Origin of the sequence: Crenothrix sp., from assembly GCF_043729335.1 — a bacterium.
Classification (GTDB): domain Bacteria; phylum Pseudomonadota; class Gammaproteobacteria; order Methylococcales; family Methylomonadaceae; genus Crenothrix.
In genome coordinates this window covers 58541-75561 of sequence record NZ_JAYTLQ010000060.1, presented here as the reverse complement: position 1 = coordinate 75561, position 17021 = coordinate 58541, and the positions used below count along the sequence as shown (strand labels likewise).

The 17021-nt window shown below is 44.4% G+C and carries 13 protein-coding genes; 8 read left to right on the top strand and 5 right to left on the bottom strand.

Annotated elements, in window-relative coordinates; all coding sequences use genetic code 11:
• Window positions 1–372: 372 nt before the first annotated feature.
• From ACHZC4_RS14835 to mtnC, 7 genes are all read left to right on the top strand, one after another.
• A complete protein-coding gene (locus ACHZC4_RS14835; protein ID WP_394754647.1) occupies window positions 373–1626 on the top strand; it encodes an MdtA/MuxA family multidrug efflux RND transporter periplasmic adaptor subunit in 1254 nt (417 codons plus the stop codon).
• Complete coding sequence (locus ACHZC4_RS14830; RefSeq protein ID WP_394754646.1) at window positions 1623–4700, top strand: MdtB/MuxB family multidrug efflux RND transporter permease subunit; 3078 nt, start codon at window positions 1623–1625, stop codon at window positions 4698–4700. The genes ACHZC4_RS14835 and ACHZC4_RS14830 overlap by 4 nt, the downstream gene beginning before the upstream one ends.
• Before the next feature lie 8 nt (window positions 4701–4708).
• Window positions 4709–7834: an efflux RND transporter permease subunit gene (locus ACHZC4_RS14825; RefSeq protein ID WP_394754645.1), complete on the top strand. Its 3126-nt coding sequence runs from the start codon at window positions 4709–4711 to the stop codon at window positions 7832–7834.
• A 113-nt stretch (window positions 7835–7947) separates the two neighbouring features.
• The gene (locus ACHZC4_RS14820; RefSeq protein ID WP_394754644.1) at window positions 7948–9387 is read left to right on the top strand and encodes an efflux transporter outer membrane subunit; all 1440 of its coding nucleotides are present in this window, start codon (window positions 7948–7950) and stop codon (window positions 9385–9387) included.
• Between the two features lie 52 nt (window positions 9388–9439).
• Complete coding sequence (locus ACHZC4_RS14815) at window positions 9440–10057, top strand: methylthioribulose 1-phosphate dehydratase (protein WP_394754643.1); 618 nt, start codon at window positions 9440–9442, stop codon at window positions 10055–10057.
• Window positions 10054–10614 carry a 1,2-dihydroxy-3-keto-5-methylthiopentene dioxygenase gene (locus ACHZC4_RS14810; protein WP_394754642.1) on the top strand — a complete coding sequence of 187 codons (561 nt, stop codon included), beginning with the start codon at window positions 10054–10056 and terminating at the stop codon, window positions 10612–10614. The genes ACHZC4_RS14815 and ACHZC4_RS14810 overlap by 4 nt, the downstream gene beginning before the upstream one ends.
• Entirely contained in the window at window positions 10611–11294 is a 684-nt protein-coding gene (gene mtnC / locus ACHZC4_RS14805) for an acireductone synthase (protein WP_394754641.1), read from the top strand. The genes ACHZC4_RS14810 and mtnC overlap by 4 nt, the downstream gene beginning before the upstream one ends.
• A 67-nt stretch (window positions 11295–11361) precedes the next feature.
• Here the strand turns inward: mtnC and ftsX are convergent, their stop codons facing one another.
• The 5 genes from ftsX to ACHZC4_RS14780 are packed head-to-tail and all read right to left on the bottom strand — an operon-like array spanning window position 11362 to window position 16404.
• The gene (ftsX, locus tag ACHZC4_RS14800; protein ID WP_394754640.1) at window positions 11362–12366 is read right to left on the bottom strand and encodes a permease-like cell division protein FtsX; all 1005 of its coding nucleotides are present in this window, start codon (window positions 12364–12366) and stop codon (window positions 11362–11364) included.
• Between the two features lie 3 nt (window positions 12367–12369).
• The gene (gene ftsE, locus ACHZC4_RS14795) at window positions 12370–13026 is read right to left on the bottom strand and encodes a cell division ATP-binding protein FtsE (RefSeq protein WP_394754639.1); all 657 of its coding nucleotides are present in this window, start codon (window positions 13024–13026) and stop codon (window positions 12370–12372) included.
• 7 nt (window positions 13027–13033) lie between these two features.
• The gene (gene ftsY / locus ACHZC4_RS14790) at window positions 13034–14932 is read right to left on the bottom strand and encodes a signal recognition particle-docking protein FtsY (protein ID WP_394754638.1); all 1899 of its coding nucleotides are present in this window, start codon (window positions 14930–14932) and stop codon (window positions 13034–13036) included.
• A gap of 10 nt (window positions 14933–14942) precedes the next feature.
• Window positions 14943–15704 carry a hypothetical protein gene (locus ACHZC4_RS14785; RefSeq protein ID WP_394754637.1) on the bottom strand — a complete coding sequence of 254 codons (762 nt, stop codon included), beginning with the start codon at window positions 15702–15704 and terminating at the stop codon, window positions 14943–14945.
• Window positions 15697–16404, bottom strand: coding sequence for an SURF1 family protein (locus ACHZC4_RS14780; protein ID WP_394754636.1), 708 nt, complete (start codon window positions 16402–16404; stop codon window positions 15697–15699). The genes ACHZC4_RS14785 and ACHZC4_RS14780 overlap by 8 nt, the downstream gene beginning before the upstream one ends.
• A 214-nt stretch (window positions 16405–16618) precedes the next feature.
• Between ACHZC4_RS14780 and ACHZC4_RS14775 the strand changes: the two genes are divergently transcribed.
• Entirely contained in the window at window positions 16619–16870 is a 252-nt protein-coding gene (locus tag ACHZC4_RS14775) for a DUF2909 family protein (protein ID WP_394754635.1), read from the top strand.
• The last annotated feature ends 151 nt before the right edge of the window (window positions 16871–17021 follow it).

Genomic DNA, 17021 nt, shown 5'->3' with positions numbered 1-17021 from the left:
GATGCACGTCATCATTCTGTCATCGTATAGCTCTAACAGTTAGATACGTCGTACACTCTGGATACTAATCAGTATAGTCAACTTATCTATTATACTGTTTAAATTTTTACCATTCTTGTTATACGCCAATGTTTTGTTCGCGCTATTAAAACGCTTAAAACGCAATTAAAATGATTTTATAATCATGCACATGTCATTTTTGTATCCAAAAATAGTGTGATAAAGCAAATTACCCCAAAACTAAGCCATCTATCTCATTTCATCTGAACTGAACTTGGTAAAGTACAAAAAGATCGTATTCAATAAAGCTTATTCAAAAACGCATAAAATACGCACTGCTGGCGATTTTAATAGAGTATCTCGGGTATCATTGTGCCACTAAACCAACATCGCGAGTATAACAAACAAGTGATTAAGCAAAAATTAAAGTGGCCATTAGCAATAGCGCTGGGAATTGCACTCATCGGTGCTGCTTATTATGGCAAATCTTATTTTCTTCAATCCAAACAAAGCATTCCCGTCAATCCATCTGATAAACGCACTAAAGGTGTAATCGCTGCCGTGGCAACGCCTGCAACCCAACAAGATGTGCCGGTGTATTTAACCGGGTTAGGCACGGTCACGGGCTTACAGACGGTTACGATAAGATCAAGAATTGATGGTGAATTAGTCAAAATATATTTTAAAGAAGGCCAAATGGTCCGCGCTGGTACGTTGCTGGCGCACATTGATGCGCGTGCATTTAAAGTACAAGTCCTGCAAGCCGAAGGCCAGTTAAAACGTGATATTGCGTTATTAAAAAATGCCCAAACCGATTTCACCCGCTATAAGACCTTATTGCAGCAAGACTCTATTTCAGCGCAGCAAACGGCAACACAAGAATCCCTGGTAAAACAATACCAAGGCACAGTAGCGGTTGATCAAGCCGTGCTTGATAACGCCAAACTGCAATTAAGCTATACCCAAATTACCGCACCGATCAGTGGTCGTTTAGGCTTGCGCTTAATTGACCAAGGTAACATTATCCATGCCAATGATGCTACTGCCCTGGTGGTTATAACTCAAACCCAACCCATTAACGTAATCTTTACGATACCAGAAGATGCTTTACCCGCCGTTATGCAGCAACGCCAACTTAACAAACAATTAAAAGTAGAAGCGTACGACCGCAGTGGCAACAAAAAACTGACACAAGGTTATTTAACGGCTATTGATAACCAAATTGATATCAATACCGGTACTGTAAAACTAAAAAGCCAGTTTGATAATAAAGATGGCGTGTTATTTTCCAACCAGTTTGTCAATGTCAAAATGTTGATAAATATCTTAAATTCAGTAATAACCGTTCCTGCCGCCGCCATTCAAAACGGGGTATCCGGATCGTTTGTGTATGTGGTCAAAGATGACCAGACCGTTACTGTGCGCAACGTAAAACTGGGCGCAGTGAATGGCGAGCAAGTGGTTATTGAAACCGGCCTTACTGCGGATGAATTAGTCATTGTCGATGGCGTTGATAAATTACGTGATGGTACGCAGGTTAAATTGATTAACCGCGATGTACCCAGTTCCAATCCGCTTGAATTTCAAAAAGATCAGACGCAAACCCGTCCTATAAAACAGTTATGAATCCATCGCGGCTGTTTATTTTACGTCCGGTTGCCACATCTTTATTGATGTTAGCCTTATTACTGCTGGGTCTTTTTGCTTACCGGCAATTGCCTATTTCAGCGTTGCCGCAAGTGGACTACCCCACTATGCAAGTGGTCACACTGTATCCTGGCGCGAGTCAGGATGTGATGGCAACGCTGATTACCTCACCTTTGGAACGAAATCTGGGCGAATTGCCCGGCCTCAAGCAAATGACCTCCACCAGCTCAGGAGGCGCGTCCGTTATTGTCTTACAATTTGCCTTGAATTTAAATCTCGACATCGCGGAACAAGAAGTACAAGCGGCCATTAATGCAACCAGCACCTTGTTGCCCGCTGACTTACCCAAACCGCCCATATACAGCAAAGTCAATCCTGCCGATGCGCCCATCATGACGTTGGCCGTCAGCTCCAAAACGTTACCGCTTTATAAAGTGGAAGACTTGGTCGACACCCGTTTAGCGCAAAAATTGGCGCAATTGTCGGGTGTCGGTTTAGTGACTATCAGTGGTGGCCAGCGTCCTGCGGTTAGAATTCAGGCTAATCCCGTTGCGTTATCGGCTTATAACTTAAGCCTGGAAGACATACGTTTGGCTATTAGTAATGCCAATGTTAACCAACCCAAAGGCATGTTTGATGGTAAAAACCGTGCCGCCATTATTGATGCCAATGATTCTTTACGTTCTGCAAAAGAATATGCGGCTTTAATTATTGCTTATAAAAATGCCAGACCTATCAGTTTATCCGATGTCGCCGACGTTAAAGATGATGTCGAAAATAGTCGCTTGGCAGCCTGGGCTAATGGCAAGCCGACGATTATCGTCAATGTGCAACGTCAACCGGGCAGCAATGTGATCGAAGTGGTTGACCGCATTAAACAGCTATTGCCGCAAGCACTGGCTGCCCTGCCTGCCGGATTAGATGTGGTGGTATTATCAGATAGAACCACGACCATCCGTGCTTCGGTAAACGCCGTAGAACATGAACTCATGCTGGCACTAGGCTTGGTAGTTTTGGTCATGTTCCTGTTTTTACGTAATCTATCCGCCACCATGATTCCGGCTGTTGTCGTTCCCCTGTCGTTGATTGGTACGTTTGCAGTGATGTATTTAACCGGTTTTAGCATCAATAATCTTACTTTAATGGCCTTAACCATCGCCGCCGGTTTTGTGGTGGATGATGCAATTGTCGTGATCGAAAACATTACCCGCTATATCGAAGCAGGCGAATCTCCCTTGCAAGCAGCACTGAAAGGTTCTCAGCAAATTGCTTTTACCATATTATCACTTACGGTATCTTTAATTGCGGTACTGATACCGTTGTTATTTATGGGTGATGTGGTGGGGCGATTATTTCGCGAGTTTGCCATAACTTTATCCGTCGCTATTTTGATTTCTGCTGTTATTTCATTAACACTAACCCCGATGATGTGCGCGCGCATGTTACATGCGGTAGATGAAAAGCAAGCCGGATGGTTCTACCGGGTGAGTGGCCGTTTTCTGGATGGCATGACGACAGCTTACGGCAAAATGCTAAATGTCGCGTTAGGCTTTCAGGGCATTATCTTATTAGTCGCATTTTTAACGATGTTGCTGACCGCCGTGCTCTATCTGGCTATCCCAAAAGGCTTTTTCCCGGTGCAAGATACCGGTGTTATCCAAGGTATTTCCGAAGCCTCACAAGACATCTCCTTTGTCGCTATGGCAGGGCGGCAGCAGGCTTTAGCGCAAGTCATTTTAAATGATCCGGCGGTAGAAAGCGTATCTTCCTTAATTGGCGTAGATGGCACTAATGCAACCTTAAATAGTGGCCGACTTTTGATTAATTTAAAGCCGCTGGCTGAACGTAACCTGACCGTCACCCAAATAATTCAGCGCCTGCAACCCAAACTGGATGAAGTACAAGGCATAACGCTGTACATGCAACCCTTGCAAGACTTAACGATTGAAAACAAGGTTAGCCGCACCCAGTACCAATTTACAGTAAACTCCGCCGATACCGATGAATTAAATGAATGGACAACGCGCATTGTAGATCGCCTTGCCCAGTTGCCGGAATTGGCAGATGTAGCCAGTGATAGCCAAAATAATGGCTTACAAGCATTCATTAAGGTAGATCGTAACAGCGCTAGCCGTCTGGGCGTTAGCATGGCCGATATCGATAATGCCTTGTACAACGCTTTTGGGCAGCGTCTGGTGTCGACCATGTTTACCCAGGCAAATCAGTATCGGGTGGTTTTGGAGGTCAAGCCGGAATATCGTAGCGATATAGCGAACTTGGCTGCGGTACGGATTCCTTCCAGCAACGGTACGCAAGTGCCGTTATTATCCATGGCAACGGTAACTGAACGCTTAGCGCCGTTGGCTGTCAACCGTCTGGATCAGTTTCCTGCATCAACCGTTTCTTTTAATTTAGCACCGGGTGCGTTTTTGGGCCCTGCTGTTGAGTCTATCGAAAAAGCCATACAATCAATGGAATTACCAAAAAGCGTACAAATTGATTACCAGGGCGCTACCCAGGCATTTAACGCGTCACTCAGCAATACCTTATGGTTGATTGTCGCTGCGATTGTGACCGTGTACATTGTCTTGGGCGTGCTGTATGAAAGCTTTATCCATCCGGTGACTATATTATCGACGTTGCCATCAGCGGGTGTGGGTGCATTACTCGCCCTTAGGCTATCGGATAATGATTTAAATATTATTGCGATTATTGGCATTATTTTGTTGATTGGCATCGTTAAAAAAAACGCCATCATGATGATCGATTTTGCTCTGGAAGCTGAACGTCACCAAGGTTTGCCAGCACGCGAGGCAATTTATCAGGCCTGTTTACTGCGTTTTCGACCCATTATGATGACCACGATGGCCGCCCTGCTCAGCGCATTGCCGCTCATGTTGGGTACTGATGTGGGCTATGAGTTGCGTCATCCATTGGGCATTACCATGGCAGGCGGTTTGATTGTCTGTCAAGTGCTGACTTTGTTTACCACGCCAGTGATCTATTTGGCGTTTGATCGCCTGAGTCAACGCTTTACTAAAAGCACAGCTTAGGGGGCATCTTGAATATTTCGGCTGCTTGTATCAACAGACCCGTTGCCACAACCCTCTTAAGCCTGGGTGTTGCCTTGGCGGGTATTCTGGCTTTTTTTCAGTTGCCGGTCGCCCCATTGCCACAAATTGATTTCCCTACTATTTCAGTGCAGGCCACCTTACTGGGTGCTAATCCTGAAACCATGGCGGCAACCGTAGCTACCCCCCTCGAACGATCATTAGGTACTATTGCCGGTATTACCGAAATGACATCCTCCAGCTCGTTGGGTTCTACCAATATTTCCTTACAATTCGATCTTTCCCGTGATATAGACGGTGCGGCGCGGGATGTTCAAGCCGCCATTAACGCCGCCAGCACCTTGTTACCCAGCAACCTTCGCAGTCGTCCCAGTTATCGCAAGATTAATCCCGCCGATACGCCGATTATGATACTGGCCTTAACCTCAAAAACGCTGTCACGAATACAGATGTACGATGTGGCAGCCACCTTGCTGGAGCAAAAAATCGCGCAAATTGACGGTATTGGCCAAGTCACCATTACCGGCAGTTCGTTGCCAGCGGTTAGGTTGGAACTTAACCCTAATACCTTGGCACGCTATGGCCTGGGGCTTACTGATGTGCGTAATGCCATTACCTCCGCTAATGTTAACCGACCTAAAGGCAGCCTGGAAAATGTCCAACGGCGCTGGCAAATCGCCAACAATGATCAAGCCAAAACCGCCCATGATTATCAGCCGTTAATTATTAGTTACCGCAATGGCGCCGCCATCCGAGTATCTGATGTGGGTAGCGCTATCGATTCGGCTGAAGATTTGAGTTATGCCGGATTTTTTAATAGCCAACCTGCCGTGTTATTGGTACTAAACAAACAATCTGGCGCTAATATTATTGAGACGGTAGATAAAGTAACGGCATTAATACCGCAGTTAAAAGCCTCTATGCCCAGGGCAATTGATCTGTCGGTGGCCATGGATCGTTCGGGTACCATTCGGGTTTCTTTGCACGAAGTGGAACGCAGCCTGCTGATTGCCATTGGCTTGGTCATTATTGCCGTGCTGGTGTTTTTACGCAATTGGCGCTCAGCCATGATCCCTATCATCACCGTACCGCTGTCATTGCTGGGCACTTTTGCTGTGATGTATTTGTGCCATTACAGTCTGGATAATTTGTCTTTAATGGCGTTAACGGTCGCGACCGGCTTTGTGGTTGATGATGCCATTGTGGTGTTGGAAAATAGCGCACGCCATATAGAACAAGGCGTACCGCCTAAGCAAGCAGCGTTAAAAGCCACCCAGGAAGTCGGCTTTACCGTGCTGTCTATGAGTTTGTCTTTGATAGCGGTTTTTTTACCTATTTTACTGATGGGCGGCATTGTGGGACGCATGTTCCAGGAGTTTGCCGTCACTTTATCGACGGCGGTTATTGTCTCGTTAATCGTTGCGTTAACTACGACACCGATGTTGTGTGCCTTATTATTAAAACCTCATAGCAACACACAATCTGATCAACCTCATCAAACCAATGAAAGCTGGTTTAACCGTGTAACAAAGCATTACGGAAGCTCATTACGATGGGCACTACGGCATCGTTTACTGGTATTGCTATTGTTAGCGGTGACCATAGCCTGCAATATTTATCTTTATATCGCAGTGCCTAAAGGATTTTTCCCGACCCAGGATACCGGGCGTTTAACTGGCTTTATTCAAGCGGATCAAACCATATCATCAAGAGCCATGCAAAAAAAACTGCTGAGTTTTGTAGAAAAAGTCGGCGAAGATCCTGATATTGATAATGTATTGGGATTCACCGGCGGTCGTGGCGGAGGCCGCGCCAGCAATAGCGGACAAATGTTTGTCATTCTAAAATCTCTGGAACAACGGCAACTCAATATCGACCAGCTACAAGAACGCCTGCGCAATAGTTTATCGGCAATGCCGGGAGCCAAATTAACCTTACAACCTGCCCAGGAGTTACGCGTAGGCGGGCGAAGTTCCTCTGCCATGTTTGAGTACACCTTACAAGCTGAAGAACTGTCGGATTTACGTATCTGGACACCACAAATTATTCAGGCGCTTAGCCAACGGCCTGAACTTGCTGACGTCAATACTCAGCAACAAGACAAAGGCCAGCAAATTTCATTGCAAATAGACAGACAGGCGGCCGCTCGTTTAGGCGTTACTCAGGCTTTAATTGATTCAACCTTAAACGATGCTTTCGGACAACGGCAGGTATCTGTCATTTATAACCCGCTTAACCAATACAGGGTGGTCATGGAAGTTGCGCCAGAATATGCGCAAAGTCCCGAAGCTCTAAAAACCCTGTATGTCAGTGGGCCGCCTAGCTTAGCCCAACCCGAAGGTGCACAGGTTCCTCTGTCTGCTTTTGCCCATTTTGCCACCACTAATGCCGCACTCTCTGTTAATCATCAAGGGCAGTTTCCGGCATCAACGTTATCCTTTAATTTAAAACCCGGTGTTTCTTTATCTAATGCGACTCAAGTTATTCAAGAAGTATTAGGGCAATTGGCTGTGCCAGATTCTGTACGGGGCAGTTTTCAGGGCACTGCCAAAGCCTTTCAAGAATCATTAAACAGCCAGCCGTGGTTGGTACTGGCAGCATTGTTGGCTATTTATATCGTACTGGGCATTTTGTACGAAAGCTATCTGCACCCGTTAACTATTCTTTCAACGCTGCCTTCAGCGGGTGTTGGTGCCATTTTAGCGTTGATGTTTTGTCATACCGAGTTCAGCATTATTGCTTTAATTGGGGTGATTTTGCTGATTGGTATTGTTAAAAAGAATGCCATCATGATGATTGATTTTGCCCTGGATGCTGAACGCACGCACGCTATGCCAGCTGATGAAGCCATTTACCAAGCGTGCTTATTACGCTTTAGGCCCATTATGATGACTACATTTGCAGCACTATTAGCTGCTTTACCCTTGGCATTAGGCACTGGCTATGGCTCGGAATTGCGCAGGCCATTAGGTATAGCCATTGTGGGTGGCCTTATGTTTAGTCAAATCTTAACGCTGTACACCACGCCGGTTATCTATTTGTATATTGATGGTTTTCAGTCCTGGTGTCGTCGTGTATTGCCCCGCAGCTCTTCAAATTTATTTCATAAGCCATGAAAAATGCTGCCTTGAAAGCTATACCTCTAAATAATAGGCATCATGAAATTAAGGAAAAGAAGGATAAATACCTTTCTCATCCACCCCATTCACGCTTTTGGGTTTTAATCCTTATGATGACGTTAAGCTCATGTACTGTCGGGCCAAATTATCAGCGCCCTGCCCCTAATGCCGACATTACCCAGTTTAAAGAAAACCAAGATTGGAAGCTGGCGCAGCCCAGTGATGATAAGCTACCCAGCAAATGGTGGCTGCTTTTTAATGATCCGTATTTAAATACTTTAGTAACACAAGTAAGTATTAATAACCAATTATTAGCGCAAGCTGAAGCACAATTTAGGCAAGCACAAGCCTTGGTGCAAGGTGCAAAATCAGCGTATTATCCTGTCATTAACGCGAATGCTTCTGTAAACCGGTTTAAAGCCGCGTCGGGGCAAAGTGTCGCGGTAGCGGGTGTTAGAACCTTATTTAATACTGCATTAAGTATCGCCTGGGAGCCTGATTTATGGGGCAGTGTGCGCAGACAAGTGGAAAGCAATCAGGCCAGTGCCCAGGCCAATTTTGCCACTTTACAAGCACTGCGTTTATCAACACAAGCCACACTGGTGCAAAACTATTTTCAATTACAGGCACTGGATGCCCAAAAAGCAATTTTGGATGACACCAGCGTCATTTATACCCAAACGTTAAAAGTCACTCAAAACCGCTATGCGGTAGGTGTTGCGGCCAAATCTGATGTTATACAGGCACAAACCCAGCTCGAAGCGCTCACGGCGCAAGCCATTGATCTTGGCGTGCAACGCGCCCAACTGGAACACGCTATTGCGTTATTAATGGGAAAAACACCGGCAGGACTTCATATTGCCCCGCTAGCACTTACTTCCCAACTGCCTGATATTCCGCTGACTGTGCCCTCGCAGTTGTTAGAGCGCCGCCCTGATATTGCTGCGGCGGAACGTCAGATTGCCGCCGCCAATGCGCAAATTGGTGTGGCTAAAGCTGCCTATTTTCCAACCGTTAACTTATCAGCTACCAACGGTTTTCAAGCAGGAACATTATCTAATTTATTTACTACAGCCGTGCGTTATTGGGCATTAGGGCCTGCGGCTTTTGCCTTGCCTTTATTTGATGGCGGCGCGCGTGGCGCACAAATGGCGGCAAACATTGCTGTTTATGATGACAGTGTCGCCGCTTACCGCCAAACCGTGCTGACAAGCTTTCAAGAGGTTGAAGATCAGCTGGCTGCTTTGCGTATTTTAAATCAGGAAATTGAAGTTCAGGGCAGAGCGGCAAACTTGGCCCAACAAGCCTTAGCTTTAAAAAGCAACCAGTTTCAGGCAGGAACCGTCAGTTATCTTGAAGTGATGACGGCCCAAGTGATAGCACTCAATAATAAGCTAACCGTGCTTATCTTGTTCGGGCAGCGTTTGGATGCCTGTGTTTTACTCATTAAAGCGCTGGGCGGTGGTTGGCAGGATAGCGAAATACCGAGCCGGGATAAAATTGGCGGTAAAGCTAAATGGTCGCAGTTTTTGCCGATTCCCATACGCTAAACTATTTGGATCAGGTATCATTGCAGTTCAATAAAATCCATGAGCAGTGACGATGACTTACCCCAATGATTTTTTTATCTTATCAAACCAGTTGATAGAAGCCGGGCGATTTATTGACAATAAAGGTTGGGTGCCAGCCACAAGCGGAAATTTTTCTGCGCGGCTGGCCGATGACACTATTGCTATTACGGTTTCCGGAACGCACAAAGGCTGCTTACAGCAAAGCGATATCATGTTGATTGATAGCGAGGCTCAGTCTTTAGATGGTAAAAAGCCCTCCGCAGAAGCCGTATTGCACACTGCGCTTTATAAGCGTTATCCTGATATTCAATCTATTCTGCATCCCCATTCCATGAATGCCACGCTGGCATCACGTATTTTTAAAACAGAAGTGGTGTTGCAAGATTATGAATTGTTAAAAGCTTTACCAGGTATTGATACGCATGAAGCTCGGATTATTGTACCGATTTTTGCTAACGATCAAAATATTCCACGCCTGTCTGAACAGGTCGATCGTTACATAGACCAACACGGGGACATTCATGCTTATATCATTGCAGGGCACGGTCTTTATACATGGAGTGATTCGGTAATGCACACTCTACATCTACTTGAAGCGTTGGATTTTCTATTGGGTTGCGAACTAAGTCTACACGGAGTAAAAATATGAGCCTATTAACGATTTATGCAAATAACCAGCCTGAACACGGTGAGTCTTACCGGGATTTTTCCTCGATTGAGCAACAACTTAAGGCTATTGGCGTACAGTTTGAACGTTGGCAAGCCGATTGTAACTTAACGCCAGATGCCAGTCAGGATGATATATTAGCGGCTTATCAAGAACCTATCGAACGTTTAAAAACTCAGTATGGTTTTAAATCCGTTGATATTATCAATTTGAATGCCGACCACCCTGAAAAAACCACGCTACGGCAAAAATTTTTAGCCGAACACATTCACAGTGATTTTGAAGTGCGTTTTTTTATTGACGGCTGTGGGCTGTTTTCCTTGCATGTAGGTGACAAGGTATATGCGGTGTTATGTGAGAAAGGTGATTTAATCAGCGTGCCGGCAAATACTAAACATTGGTTTGACATGGGTGAAAACCCCAGCTTTAAATGTATTCGTTTGTTCACTACAACGGAAGGCTGGGTTGCTGATTTCACCGATAATGACATTGCCAAAGCCTTTCCTACCCTTGACCAAACCGTGGCGGCACTGCCATGATTAAAGCCATTGTTACCGATATTGAAGGCACCACGTCATCCATTTCATTTGTTAAGGATGTGTTATTTCCTTACGCGCGAACCCATATCCCAGAGTTTGTACGCCAGCATCAAGATGAGCCAGAAATTCAGTCTTTATTACAAGATGTGCGTGATAGCGTAGCCATGCAATTAACCTTAGATCAAACGATTGCCCAATTGATTACCTGGATAGACGAAGACAAAAAAGTAACGCCGCTCAAAGCTTTGCAAGGTTTGATATGGGAAGAAGGTTACCAACTGGGCGCTTTTGTAGGCCATATTTATCCCGATGTGGTAGAAAATCTACGTGCATGGAAAGCCAGTGGCATTGATCTGTATGTTTATTCGTCGGGTTCGGTACACGCACAAAAGCTATTGTTTGGCCATACCGAACAGGGTGATTTAACGCCGCTGTTTTCAGGTTATTTTGATACCCGCATCGGAGCCAAACAAGACCCTGGTGCTTATAGCCACATAGCGGATCAAATTGGCAACTCGCCGACTAACATTTTATTTTTATCCGATATTAAGAGCGAACTAGATGCCGCACGTAGCGCAGGGTTTCAAACACTATGGTTGGTTAGGGATGGTTTGATTGAACCCCAAGCCGAACATCGTCAGGTAAAGGATTTTAATCAGATGGGTGATTTAAACGGATGAGCGTAGAGATGCAAGATTTGCATCTCTACATTACCGCAACTGATATCGACCCACCAAAACCCAGCTTTTAATTGAGTTTGGTATAACGCAATTGAAACTGTAAAACCGCACATGAACCCAATACTGCCAGCAAACAGGAAATACCCAGCAATATAAAAGTTTCACCGTAACTGAAAAACAGCATCTTGAATGCATCCTGGTAAAGCGCGGAAAGCGTCTCGACAGATTGCTTTAAAATCAGCATCATGATGGTCACAATAAACCACGCCATCACCCCGGATAACAAACCTATCCAAAAGCCACTGTATAAAAACGGCCTCTGAATAAAGCTATTGGTAGCACCCACTAATTTAGCGATCACAATTTCGTCGCGGCGATTATGTACTTCCAGTCGAATGGTATTGCCGGTCACAAATATCACCGCAATCCCTAGCATTAACCCTAATAAAGTCGTCCCTCGTTTGGCAATAGCGACAATAGATTGCAAACGCTTAACCCATTGCATATCCATCTGCGCCAAATCTACTTCAGGAGAACGTTTTAAGTCGTCAAATAAAGCCACTAAGCTTTGCTCATCTTCTAAAGTATCTTTGGGCAATACTTGAATAACAATAGGCAACGGGTTAACTTCCAAGGCATTAATGGCAGAACCAAAACCGCTGTAGGTTTCAAATTCGGCTAAGCCTTGCTCTTTGCTAATCACTTTAACCGATTGAACATTCGCATTGTCTTTGATGCTATCTGCAAATTTACTGGCATAGGCATCAGATACATCGTCTTTAAGAAATAAGGAAATCTGATTACTGTCTTCTAAGCTGCCGGTTAACTGCTGTAAATTAACCACTAACATATAAAAACCACCTGCCAGCGAAATGGTAATCGCCAGCACTATTATGGTCACGATTGAAGCAAAAGGCGATGCCACCATACGTCCCAGACTGGAAAACAATGCGTGCGCATGTTGATCGCGGTAAGCTTCCACTTTACTAAAAAAACCGCCACGTGATGCCGTGTTCTTGCGATTATCCGGTTTGGTTTGAGACTTATGCTTAGTTGATTTGGCTTGTTTCATAACCTAACTTGCAACCAGTTGCCCGTGATCCAGCGTTAGCACACGATGATTTAATTTTTTAATCAGGAAAAGGTCGTGCGATGCAATCAATACGGTCACACCTACTTGCTGAAAACTTTCAAATAATGTCATGATTTCTGATGACAGTTCCGGATCTAAATTTCCGGTGGGCTCGTCAGCAATAATCAACTGCGGTTTGTTGACCACGGCTCTGGCAATGCCGACGCGTTGTTGTTCCCCGCCTGATAATGCCAACGGATATTTGCGTTCCTTACCCAATAAACCCACTTTATCTAACGACGCCCTCACCCTACGCGCAATTTCTTGATGGCCATAGCCTGCAATTACCAGCGGCAAAGCAATATTATCGAAAACCGTTCTATCTTGTAGCAGCTTATAATCTTGAAAAATAAAACCCATTTTTCGGCGAAGATAGGGTATTTGGCTTTCTTTGACACGGTTCAAACTTTGACCGTCCAATATAATTTGTCCGCGCGTAGAACGCTCTATCACTGCAATCAATTTTAATAATGTACTTTTGCCTGCGCCCGAATGCCCTGTTAAAAAAGCAATTTCACCGCGTTGCAAATGAAAACTGACATCGCGCAGCACATCACCGGTTTCAGGGTAACGTTTGGTTACATGTTCAAATTTTAACATACTGTCATTAGTCTTTAACGAACAGCGCATCTACAAAATTTTCGGCGTTGAAGTCCTGCAAATCATCAATGCCCTCGCCTATGCCAATAAAGCGAATCGGAATACCTATTTGTTTAGCCAAAGCAAACATAACGCCGCCCTTGGCGGTACCATCCAATTTTGTCACGACTAAACCCGTCAATTCCACTGTTTCATTAAATAATCTTGCTTGAGATAAGGCATTTTGCCCGGTTCCAGAGTCTAACACCAATAATACTTCGTGCGGCGCTGTCGCGTCCAATTTTCCGATAATGCGCTTTACTTTTCTCAGCTCTTCCATCAGGTTAGCTTTGGTATGTAATCGCCCGGCAGTATCAGCAATCAATACATCAATACCTTTGGATTGCGCTGATTGTACCGCATCATAAATAACCGATGCCGAATCAGCGCCGGTATGTTGCGCCACAACCTGAATGTTATTACGTTCGCCCCAAACTTGCAATTGTTCAACAGCGGCCGCTCTAAAAGTATCACCCGCTGCCAGCATCACACTGTGCCCTTGAGCTTGCAGGCGTTTTGCCAATTTGCCTATGGTTGTCGTTTTACCCACACCATTAACACCTACCACTAAAATAACAAATGGCCCATCTTGCTGAGGAATATGCAAAGGCTGGCTACACGGTTTAAGTATAGTTAATAATTCGTGCTTTAGTGCTGTTGACAATGCCGCGCCATCGTTAAGCTGTTGACGCTCCAAGGTTTCAGTCAAACGATTAATGATTTTACTGGTGACATCTATGCCAACATCGGCCATGAGCAAACTGGCTTCAATTTCTTCCAGTAAATCACCACTGATTGACTTCGCCCCTATCGGCAAATTGGCCAATATACCGCCCAGTCCAGATCGTGTCTTTTTGAGTTGTGATTTAAGACGTAAATACAGTGATTCCGCACTAGGCGCCACATAAACATCTTGAACGGGAGGATAAGTAAGCGTTTTTTCTACTGTTTTACGTGGCGTAACCTCAACAGGAATGGGTAAAGGTGCTTCTGCAAACCCGTAACGACTATAAAACCCCATAGCAATCAACGGTAGCATCAACAATGCTGCAACCACATTGTGCGCCACCCACAACTCAGGCAAGGCCAATTTTATGCCGATTACACCCAAGCCCATCTGCACAAATAACAGCAAACACAACACTAAACCGGCGCGTCTTATCGGTTTAATATAGTTACCAAATGCGGCCGTCAGCATGATTGCAAAGACAACAATAAAACAGATCAAGCCGCCGATTCTATGCAGGCTGTTTACCGCAACCTGGGCATCAAAAGCAATATCACCGGTGTAGCCCGTCAAAAAACCCTGCACAACATTTAACGCGCCCTGATAATCAGCAATCGGCCACCAAGCGCCATTACATTGCGGAAAACCCACACAAGCAGCTCCACCATGATTGGTAGTTAACCAAGCGCCTAAAGCGATCTGCAAAAATAACAGCCCGCGCGTACACAGTACGAAAAAACTAAAAGTAGGCGAAGTTTTACTGGCTACCAAATTAGGCTGAACGCGTAAATACAGCTTGAATAATGCCCCTAAAACAAGCACAGACAATAGCACATGGCCTGTAACCAGTACTGGCATGGACTGCATTTTCTGCGTCCAAATCCCTAAAGCGACTTGCAAGCCGGTAAAAAACAGCGCAGTAAATGACAACAGCACTGCACTAGCGCGGCAGTGTTTTTGAGTCCATGACAACTGGGTAAGTATTAACGCCACAACGGCTAATACCGACCCTAAATGTTGATGGAGTTTAAGTATTGACAGCGTGCCGATCATTATCGACGGCATAAAATGTGCGCACGAACCCGCTAAAATAATGGATAGCGCTAATAGGATGCCAAACAGCGTAACTTTTCTGTACATATTATTTCCACTAACCTATTTGTGAAATTCGCAGCAAGTGCATGAGATCACTTTTTACTTTATAGGGATCAAATCCCGGTTCGTATTGCATCATGATATTACCCAAAGGATCTATTAAAAACAGCATGCCTTCGGGTATAACACTTTTTCGGATATCGGTCATTTTTTGCCGTAACGCATTACTGGACGTTACCTTGATTAAATCGGATTTTAATGCCGTCTCTTTATTTTCCTGGCCAATTAATCGACTTATCAGCACATCATCTACCGAATTTTCTGGATTCAGTAATGTGGTATACAAAGCATTATCGGTTTTGTAGTCCGCTTCACTTTTAACCCCTTTATCGAGCAATCGCCACAATAGCGACTCTTTGAGCCATAATTGCTTAGCGTCGTCTGGTAAAAGCGCGTCAAATGCGACTACAACACGGCGGGTACGCAGCATATCTTTATTAAGCATTAACTGCAATTGCCGGGTATCCAGTATGGCTTTAAGGCAGACTGCGTTGCAGGTTTTTTGCGGGATGACATTAACAATCAACCAACGGCCGGGCAATTCATTCATTTTTTGTGCGGAAATCGCATCCATCGCGACCCAATCAGTCCGTTCGGTAGTGACCGGTGGCGTGATTAACTGACCTTTATTAGTGGTGTGCGCATTACCCAGCAATTGCACGTTTTTACTTAAGTGCCAGGCTATTGCGAAAGGCACAATACTCATGGCAAAAATAACAATCACCAATAGACGGTTTTTTTTCTGTTGCTTAGTCATTAACTTTTTTAAAACTGTAGCGAATAAATAATACGGTTAGCACTAAAGCCAAGGCAAACCATTGTACGGCATAAGCCGTATGTTGTTCCGGCCGCATGAGGGTAGTTTGTTGCCAGTCTCGTTGGTAACCATTCGGTTGGGTATCAGCCAGTTCAATTTGAAACGGCAAAAGTGGGTAGCCCAAAGTTGCCGATAAAACAGCACTGTCTACCACACCAACCACTGACGGCCAGTTTTTAGAGGGCATTTCAGCACCCGATAATTTTAATCCCACGCCAGGAAAGCTATTAATACGGCCCAGTAGGGTTGTTGGCGTATCGGTCACAGTAATTTGGGGCAACTGCGTTCTATCTTTTAGAGGTATCCAGCCCCTGTTGACCAAAACGGTTTTGTCACTGCCTTCCAGTACAAAAGGTGTCAACACAAAATAACCGACTACGCCTGCATTAATTTGATTATCCAGCAAAAATTGATGGGCGTTATCATAATGTCCGGCAACACTCACTTTGCTATACTTTAAAAGCACTAAATCCACTGGCGTATCAGGTTTTAATACAATAACCTCCGATTGTAACCGTTGTTCTTGCATTTTAAGAAATATCTGCTTTTCTTCAGCGCGATTCAATTGCCAAACACCTAGGGTAATCAGCAATGGCAATACACAACAATACACTAATGTCGGTATTAATTTGAATGTCATTCGTACAGCCATTATAAACCCTCTCTTTGCGGACCAAACCCGTGACAGGATGCGATTGAAACTATTCGTAAATTAACTTAAGGACACTTAACCATTAAATAGAGAGCTTGAATAATGTTAAGAATCAACCACCATTTTTAAAAGTATTGGCAATAGCTTAAGAATCAATGAGAATATCAATAATTCAATAAAAAACTACCCTCAGCATCAATTTATGAAAATTATCGTTATTATTATTTTTATTCTCATCCTCGCCAGCTTGGCAACTGCTTTATTTCATTTGGTTAAACATAAATCAGGTTTAGATTCTGAAAAAATCATGAAAGCCTTAACGCTTAGATCAGGTATTTCTATTTTATTATTTATACTATTGTTTCTGGCTGTGGTCACGGGCTTGGTTAAACCGCATGGCTTAGGTATGCAAATGCACAAACCAGAGTCTTCATCTAGCCCACAAAGACAATAAATGCCCTTTATAATTTTATAAAATCTCCATTTAAAAACATTGACTTATAACAACAAAAATCAGCGCAACCCATTATCCAGCGCAGGTTGCATTGAATTAATATCGGCAAAAAAAAAGCGCTGTCTTGCGGCAGCGCTTTTTAATTTATCGC

Bases quoted from the DNA above. Each gene is read 5' to 3' on its own strand.
- ACHZC4_RS14780 (WP_394754636.1), bottom strand. From the start codon at position 16,404: ATGACATTCAAATTAATACCGACATTAGTGTATTGTTGTGTATTGCCA.
- ftsY (WP_394754638.1), bottom strand. From the start codon at position 14,932: ATGTACAGAAAAGTTACGCTGTTTGGCATCCTATTAGCGCTATCCATT.
- ACHZC4_RS14830 (WP_394754646.1), top strand. From the start codon at position 1,623: ATGAATCCATCGCGGCTGTTTATTTTACGTCCGGTTGCCACATCTTTA.
- ACHZC4_RS14785 (WP_394754637.1), bottom strand. From the start codon at position 15,704: ATGACTAAGCAACAGAAAAAAAACCGTCTATTGGTGATTGTTATTTTT.
- mtnC (WP_394754641.1), top strand. From the start codon at position 10,611: ATGATTAAAGCCATTGTTACCGATATTGAAGGCACCACGTCATCCATT.
- ACHZC4_RS14820 (WP_394754644.1), top strand. From the start codon at position 7,948: ATGATGACGTTAAGCTCATGTACTGTCGGGCCAAATTATCAGCGCCCT.
- ACHZC4_RS14815 (WP_394754643.1), top strand. From the start codon at position 9,440: ATGACTTACCCCAATGATTTTTTTATCTTATCAAACCAGTTGATAGAA.
- ftsE (WP_394754639.1), bottom strand. From the start codon at position 13,026: ATGTTAAAATTTGAACATGTAACCAAACGTTACCCTGAAACCGGTGAT.
- ftsX (WP_394754640.1), bottom strand. From the start codon at position 12,366: ATGAAACAAGCCAAATCAACTAAGCATAAGTCTCAAACCAAACCGGAT.
- ACHZC4_RS14810 (WP_394754642.1), top strand. From the start codon at position 10,054: ATGAGCCTATTAACGATTTATGCAAATAACCAGCCTGAACACGGTGAG.
- ACHZC4_RS14775 (WP_394754635.1), top strand. From the start codon at position 16,619: ATGAAAATTATCGTTATTATTATTTTTATTCTCATCCTCGCCAGCTTG.